Here is a 7,142-nt window from a genome sequence, read left to right on the forward strand (position 1 = left end):
GTCTCTAAATTCGGTAGATGGAGTTCTTTCTCCCCCCTTAATTAATACCAATTGGCTTTATCAATGTCACATTTCACACCCCCCAGCCCCCCCAAACAAAATTGGGGGGAACCGGACTTTCAAAGTCCCCCAGAATTGGGGGATTTAGGGGGCGAGAAAGACTTGTGTGTACACGGTAGCCTTAATAAGGGGGGTTGAGGGGGTCGATATCTAGCACTACAAAAGTGAAATGATATTAGAGCAACCGCACGATCGCTTGATTTCCCTCATCTGCCTTAATTCCTAACGCAACAACCTTGCCATTGTCGTCTTGTTCTTGCCACACTTCATTAGGCGCGTCAATCGTATGAGCATAAGCAACCTGAGTGCGCCCGATTTCAATCGTTAAGTCATTGCCTTTATCGACCGGATCGTAAATCAGCGACATTAGTGGCTGCTCTTTAACTGGGGTTTCATCTCCAAGTTCGCGATCGAGTACTTCAAGGTCAATCAAACGTCCCTTGTTGCCATTCGTAAACGTATCAAAATACTCTACCCATTGCTCTGCCGGAATTTGTTTATTAATTGACATTTTGTCCTCCTTCAAATTTGAATTACTGGTATGGATACTTAGCTGTATTGCTCGAAGCTGGGACTGTAGAATTGAAAGCTGTGTTAGTACTGTTGCTGGCGTTATCAAGGTCGCTGTACGCCATGAGTGTTGAGGTCGATCGCATATAAAGATTTGCCTGCCGTGATAAAAAGGCGATCGCGTTCCGAACCCCCAAACGTGAGGTTAGCGGATACCTCCGGCACTAGGATTTTTCCCAAGCGAGTGCCGTCGGGCGCATACACCTGCACGCTGTCCTTGGAGCTAGTAAAAACGTTGCCGTTCTCGTCCACGCGCAACCCGTCAGGTTGTCCCGGTTCAATCACCGCGAATATGCGACCATTCTTGGCATACCGACCATTCACGACTTCGTAGGCACGGATATGATGGGGGCCATTCGAGATATTGAAAGCCGCCGTATCCGACACGTATAGAATGCTTTCATCTGGACTGAAAGTAAGTCCATTGGGGCGCACCATGTCCGTTACAACAGCATCGATTTCTCCCGTCGCAGGGTCGAAGCGGTAGACAAAACATCCAGGTTGTTCTTGCTCGCCACCGTAGCCTTGATTTGGCTGAGTGATGCCATAAGGCGGGTCAGTGAACCAGATTGTGCTGTCACTTTTCACTACTAGGTCGTTCGGACTGTTGAGGCGTTTACTTTGATAACGGTCAACTAAAACCTTCCACTCCCCATTGTGTTCGCGTCGGATAATGGCACGCAGACCTGACGAACAGGCAACGAGACGACCCTCCAAGTCGCGGTAATTCCCGCTTTGGTAGTCGGATGGGTCGCGTAGGACGCTTACTTCTTCAGTTGCACTCCAGCGGAACAGGCGATTGCCATGAGCATCGCTCCAGACAACACTATCGTCTTCCTGGAAGTAAACGGGTCCTTCGCTATGGACTGCGCCGTTGGCAAGCTTTTGGAGTGAGGCACCTGGACGTGTGAGGGCACACATGCGATCGTCACAGATTTCGATAGCTTCGGGCATAACTATCTCCTGTCATTGAACTTGACGACTAACAAGGGTTACTGCTTTGAATTTGGGCTAATTGTCGTTTTCTTCGCGTCAATTTTGCCTCAACCCGCAGCTATAGATTAGGAACTATTTGGAGTTGTAGTATTGTCAAATTAATAACTAATTTGCCGTCTATCAGAAGCCAAAAAATGATGGTAGCATTGCTCAAGAAAAAATGATTAATTTAATTAAAGTCTCACAAAGATGAAATGGAGATGAAATGAGAGTCCATCATTAGATAGACGTAATTATTGTAAAGCCTTACAAAGATGAAATAAGAATCCATCATTAGATAGAAATAAATAGTAGCCCATTAGATAGACGTAATTATTGAGTTTGAAGTTTTAGCTTGATTAGAAGGAACTATCGTAAGAGCTATTGAGTATTGTCAAGTTATCAACTAACTCGACCTCTTATGAGGTGGAGTAGCAGGGGCTGCAATTGGTGATTCTGTTGGTGTGGTGGAAAAAAAATTGGTGCTACCGCTGGTAGCGTAGTGGGAGCGATCGCAAGCGGTATTTTAGGTAATAAGGTGGCTGGAATTGCCTGAGAAGCGCTCGCAGAAATTCAGCCAAGTTTAGGATTGGGAGCCGACACGAAACCCGTTGAATTGCCCGGACATTATTCCTGGGAAGAACTATAGGCGCTATCCAAACCTCAATCCGATCGGGTCAGCAATGTGTCAGTTAAGCCTACTGTTCTCGTCACTCGAAAGCTGCCCGATGCGGTTGAAGCCCGCCTTCAACGAGATTACACGACACAGTTGAACAAAGCTGACAAGCTCTTTACAACCCAAGAATTGCTGGAGAAAAGCTAGGGAGCTGATGCACAGCTAATTACCAGGCAATACCCTTAAACGCGAATGGCTAAGAATATCCTCCATTTTCATCAAGAGAAAAACTATGACTACACAAGAGCAACTACAGCAATGGCATGAACTCGCCCAGCAACTGCGCGTAGATAGTATTCGCGCCACAACCGCTGCTAGTTCAGGTCATCCAACGTCGTCGATGTCTGCGGCGGATTTGATGGCAGTTTTAATGTCCAACTATCTCCACTACGACTTCGACAATCCAGATAATCCCAATAACGATCGCTTGATTCTCTCTAAAGGACACGCTGCCCCCGTCCTCTATGCCATGTATAAAGCGGCAGGGGTTATTTCTGATGAGGAGTTGATGTCGCTGCGGCAGTTTGGCAGTCGCTTGCAAGGTCATCCCGTGCCAGTTTTACCCTGGGTTGATGTGGCGACGGGTTCGCTGGGTCAAGGATTGCCCATCGGAGTTGGCGTGGGTTTGGCAGGTAAGTATCTGGATAAATTGCCCTACCATATCTGGGTGCTACTAGGCGATAGCGAAACAGCGGAAGGTTCGGTTTGGGAAGCGTTTGAGCTTGCTTCTCACTACAGTTTAGATAATCTCATCGCGATTATTGATGTCAATCGGTTGGGGCAGCGCGGCGAGACGATGCTGGGATGGAACACGCAAGTTTACTGCGATCGCGCACGGGCATTTGGCTGGCACACTATTGAAATCGACGGTCACAATCTGGAGGAAATTGACCGAGCGTATAGCGAAGCGATCGATACCGTTGACCGACCTGTAGCCATTGTGGCTCGAACCGTGAAAGGAAAGGGTGTTGCCTGTTTAGAGAATGTCAACGGTTGGCATGGCAAAGCTGTCAAAGAAGACCAAGTCAAAGATGCGATCGCAGAACTTGGAGGCGAACGTCACATTACCATTCAGGTACAAAAACCTGATGAGCAAGCTCAAAGAGCCTCAACTGGGAATGCACAACCCTTGCAACTCCCCACCTACAAAGAAGGCGAGAAAGTAGCGACTCGTAAAGCCTACGGCGATGCCCTCAAGGCATTGGGAGCAGCGAATCCTGATGTTGTTGTACTCGATGCTGAGGTGAGTAACTCAACCTATGCTGAGGAGTTTGGCGAAGTTTATTGCGATCGCTACTTCGAGATGTTCATTGCCGAGCAGCAAATGATAGCGGCGGCAGTGGGATTGCAAGTACGGCAATACAAACCCTTCGCGTCCACCTTCGCTGCCTTCTTGAGTCGCGCTTACGACTTCGTGCGAATGGCAGCGATTTCTCGTGCCAATATCAAGCTGACGGGTTCCCACGCTGGAGTATCGATTGGTGAGGATGGACCGTCCCAAATGGCACTAGAAGACTTGGCGGCTTTCCAAGCTGTGTGGAGTAGCACTGTACTCTATCCTTGTGATGGCAACCAGACCGCTAAACTGGTTTCAGAAATGGCTGAGCGTGAGGGTGTTGTTTACTTGCGTACCACCCGGATGGCAACACCCGTTATTTACAGCCCTGATGAAGAGTTTCCCATCGGTAGTAGCAAGGTTATCCGTAGTTCCGATCGCGACCAAATTACAGTAATCGGTGCGGGGGTTACGCTGCATGAGGCACTTAAGGCTTACGATCGCCTCAAAAATGAAGGCATTACCGTGCGCGTTATTGACGCTTATTCGGTCAAACCCATTGATGTCGAAACACTACATCACGCTGCCCAGGATACAAACGGCAACTTAATTATTGTCGAAGATCATTGGATGGAAGGCGGATTAGGTGCAGCAGTGCTAGAAGCCTTCACGGGTAAGGAAACTGCACCCAATTACGAGGGACCACAACTGCGAGTCGTTCAGCTAGCCGTGCGCGATATGCCAGGTTCAGGCAAACCAGAGGAACTCCTCCATGCGGCAAAAATTGACGCGGATGCCATTGTAGAGGCGGTGCGATCGCTCCTCAAGCAGCCAGTAGGCGTATGAGTCCAGTAGATCTGTCACCTTTCGAGCTATAAATATTCATCTTTGGGAAAATTTCTTTTCTAAAGGCGGGATTTTAGGAGGTTATCAATCAGTGAGATAAATTAACGAATATGAGTTCTGAATCGAGTAAGAAAACAATCTTTGCAGCGATTGCAGCTAATTTAGCGATCGCAATTACCAAATTCATCGCCGCCGCTATTACTGGTAGTTCAGCCATGCTGTCAGAAGGTATCCATTCAACTGTGGATACTGCTAACGAACTGCTACTGCTTTTAGGAATTCACCTCAGCAAGAAGCCGCCTGATGCCAACCATCCATTTGGTCACGGTCAAGAACTCTACTTCTGGTCGTTAATCGTCGCTATCCTAGTCTTCTCTGTCGGGGGTGGTATGTCCATCTATGAGGGCATCACCCACTTGCTCCACCCACATCCTTTAGAAGACCCGATATGGAACTATATCGTGCTAAGTGTGGCAATCGTTTTCGAGGGCTTTTCCTGGAGCGTTGCTTGGAAGGAATTTCAACCCCAGAAGGGGAAACAGAGTACTTGGCAGGCGATACGAACGAGCAAAGACCCAACTATTTTTACAGTACTGTTTGAGGATTCAGCCGCACTTTTAGGTCTTATCGTTGCCTTTCTCGGCGTTTTTTTCGGACAGTTGTTCAACAATCCGTACTTGGACGGTATAGCTTCCATTGTCATCGGCTTAATTTTGGCCGTTATCGCTGTACTGTTGGCTTACGAAAGTAGAGGGTTGTTGTTAGGCGAGAGTGCGAATAGTTCCACTGTGGAAAGTATTCGAGGGATAGCGGCAAGCGATCCAGCCGTGGAGGGAGTCATGCGCGTGCTAACCATGCATTTGGGGCCGCATGAAATTTTACTTAACTTGGAAATTCAATTTCATAAAACTCTTTCAGCGGAAGAAGTCGCCTCTGCGGTGGAGCGCATAGAAAAGACAATCTGTACACAACATCCCGATATAAAGAATATTTTCATTGAAGCTCAGTCTCTAACCGCTAATCGCAAGGGATCTAAAAATCCTGATTAAAAATCCTGGACTTAGACCCTTTCAAACGGCATCGAAAGGAGTAACTGCTTCAAACAGTTGTACTAGAGAGTCTTTTGAGGTTATGTCCACCTGGTAGTCACCTTTTGAGCGTGCAACTTGGACAATCTCGTGTAAAGTTGCTTCTGAAGTTTGGCTGGCATAGCTTCATCTTTGTTAGTTCGCTCCAACCGGGTTGTTATCCTGCTGTCTCTACGTATACGACATGATACAAATGAAACTCGTTTCGCGCTAATCCTTCCCAATAAGGCTGATCTGGATTAAATCCCGGTTGCTTCAAAATTGCTTCAAATGCCTCTTTGCTCTCCCATTGTCCGTAATTGAACATTCGTGTTCCGTCTAAGCTGCGATGAAATGTTGCCGAAATCAGTCCCGGTGAATTACTCCTCGCTCGGTCAACTTCTGTCGTTGTTCGCTTCACCATTTCCGGTTGATTCGATGGCATCATGCGAAACTCAGCAAGATGGGTAATGCGATCGCCTGCAACAATTTCAACCTCTACCGATAGCGATCGACTGGCAGTGATTTCCAGTAAGAGTGAGTCAGGCGGGAAGAATTCACCGAACACTGTTGGGCGAGGCAAACTACGATGATCGAATTTAGGATTCCACTGGCTATACGTAAAAACTCGCACGCCGTCTAGACTACGATGTACACTGGCTGATACGGAAGTAAGGATGCTCAACCCAAAATTTGATTTGCTCTTGGACAACTGCCTCAATCAAAGCTGACTGATGCCGCTCTGCAACAGTGTATAGGTCTAACCCAACGCTAACAGTATTTGTTCGATCAATAGTTACCATCATGACCTCAGGGATAGGGTTGGATGTGTAGAGGTTTAGGCGCTGCGATCGCCTTTCTTGTTGAAACTAGATTTTTTTATCAAGTCGTAAAGACAACCTCGTGTAATGTTTTCTGGTATTCGTTATTCGCTAAATCGAGCATTTCGCCAAAAATAGGCGAAAAGGGGCGATTGGTATCCATTGCTGTGAACTCTTCTAGCGATCGCCAATGCCCAAAATTGATGCAACGCCAGCCATCCAGACTGCGGTGAGCGTGAGTTGATATCAGTCCTGACTGCCCTGCAACCATTTCTAGCGCTTGCCGAAACAACTCGACAAACCGAGGCTGGTTTTCAGGCTGCTTCATTTTGAAAATGCCAAAGTTAATCAGTCCATCCATATCAGGTGATAGGTGTAACTCACTACCTTTGGGTTCTGCGGCAAAGATGTCAAACAGGTGAACATCTGGAGATGCAAACTCTGCAAGAGGTTGCGTTGCCACATAGGAGTCTTGATCTGTCCATTGAATATAGCTCGTAACCCGCAGCCCATCACGGCTACGAAACACAGTGCCAGAGACAAATCCTGGCTGCTGCTTCAGGGTAGACTCAATCGTTTGAATCACCTGTTCCACTAGACGCGCCTGATTTTCAGGCTCCAGCGGATAAACTGCAAACTCAGCCAGCAATCCGTTGTTTTGACTAACAATCGGCATTGGAACCTCCAAAGTCCAGTTAGCCATCTTATAACACTAACGCAATCTCGAATTCTCAGATTTTATTGTCCGCGTCCTGGCTGGCAATCTGCAAAACCCAATGCCTCTGTGTTGATGAAATTAGCGATCGCTACCTCAATGACTGCCTCGACTGGGTATTCTATCTGTGAATTAT

General features: G+C 47.4%; 8 protein-coding genes. 3 read left to right on the forward strand and 5 right to left on the reverse strand.

From position 1 onward, the window contains the following. Positions 1-235: 235 nt before the first annotated feature. Together V6C93_RS32320 and V6C93_RS32325 are read right to left on the reverse strand one after the other, a co-directional pair. The gene (locus V6C93_RS32320; RefSeq protein WP_333480787.1) at positions 236-571 is read right to left on the reverse strand and encodes a DUF5335 family protein; all 336 of its coding nucleotides are present in this window, start codon (positions 569-571) and stop codon (positions 236-238) included. Between the two features lie 104 nt (positions 572-675). Beyond that, positions 676-1,584: an SMP-30/gluconolactonase/LRE family protein gene (locus V6C93_RS32325; protein ID WP_333480788.1), complete on the reverse strand. Its 909-nt coding sequence runs from the start codon at positions 1,582-1,584 to the stop codon at positions 676-678. A 706-nt stretch (positions 1,585-2,290) separates the two neighbouring features. Between V6C93_RS32325 and V6C93_RS32330 the strand changes: the two genes are divergently transcribed. The 3 genes from V6C93_RS32330 (at position 2,291) to V6C93_RS32340 (ending at position 5,452) form a co-directional block, all read left to right on the forward strand. Beyond that, positions 2,291-2,428, forward strand: a complete 138-nt coding sequence (locus V6C93_RS32330; protein WP_333480789.1) for a hypothetical protein — start codon at positions 2,291-2,293, stop codon at positions 2,426-2,428. A 70-nt stretch (positions 2,429-2,498) separates the two neighbouring features. Continuing rightward, positions 2,499-4,403 carry a transketolase gene (locus V6C93_RS32335; protein WP_333480794.1) on the forward strand — a complete coding sequence of 635 codons (1,905 nt, stop codon included), beginning with the start codon at positions 2,499-2,501 and terminating at the stop codon, positions 4,401-4,403. A 110-nt stretch (positions 4,404-4,513) separates the two neighbouring features. Next, positions 4,514-5,452: a cation diffusion facilitator family transporter gene (locus tag V6C93_RS32340; RefSeq protein WP_333480790.1), complete on the forward strand. Its 939-nt coding sequence runs from the start codon at positions 4,514-4,516 to the stop codon at positions 5,450-5,452. 196 nt (positions 5,453-5,648) lie between these two features. Here the strand turns inward: V6C93_RS32340 and V6C93_RS32345 are convergent, their stop codons facing one another. The 3 genes from V6C93_RS32345 to V6C93_RS32355 all read right to left on the reverse strand — a co-directional run bounded on the left by V6C93_RS32345 (position 5,649) and on the right by V6C93_RS32355 (position 6,967). Further along, complete coding sequence (locus V6C93_RS32345; protein WP_333480791.1) at positions 5,649-6,053, reverse strand: antibiotic biosynthesis monooxygenase family protein; 405 nt, start codon at positions 6,051-6,053, stop codon at positions 5,649-5,651. Positions 6,054-6,114: 61 nt separating this feature from the next. Then, on the reverse strand, positions 6,115-6,276 hold the full coding sequence (locus V6C93_RS32350; protein ID WP_333480792.1) for a hypothetical protein: 162 nt from the start codon (positions 6,274-6,276) through the stop codon (positions 6,115-6,117). A gap of 76 nt (positions 6,277-6,352) precedes the next feature. After that, positions 6,353-6,967 carry an antibiotic biosynthesis monooxygenase family protein gene (locus V6C93_RS32355; RefSeq protein WP_333480793.1) on the reverse strand — a complete coding sequence of 205 codons (615 nt, stop codon included), beginning with the start codon at positions 6,965-6,967 and terminating at the stop codon, positions 6,353-6,355. Positions 6,968-7,142 lie beyond the last annotated feature (175 nt).

Source organism: Allocoleopsis sp., assembly GCF_036703385.1.
Lineage (GTDB): Bacteria > Cyanobacteriota > Cyanobacteriia > Cyanobacteriales > Coleofasciculaceae > Allocoleopsis.

Coding starts and splice junctions, on each gene's coding strand:
- V6C93_RS32320 (WP_333480787.1), bottom strand. CDS start 571: ATGTCAATTAATAAACAAATTCCGGCAGAGCAATGGGTAGAGTATTTT.
- V6C93_RS32325 (WP_333480788.1), bottom strand. CDS start 1,584: ATGCCCGAAGCTATCGAAATCTGTGACGATCGCATGTGTGCCCTCACA.
- V6C93_RS32340 (WP_333480790.1), top strand. CDS start 4,514: ATGAGTTCTGAATCGAGTAAGAAAACAATCTTTGCAGCGATTGCAGCT.
- V6C93_RS32350 (WP_333480792.1), bottom strand. CDS start 6,276: ATGATGGTAACTATTGATCGAACAAATACTGTTAGCGTTGGGTTAGAC.
- V6C93_RS32355 (WP_333480793.1), bottom strand. CDS start 6,967: ATGCCGATTGTTAGTCAAAACAACGGATTGCTGGCTGAGTTTGCAGTT.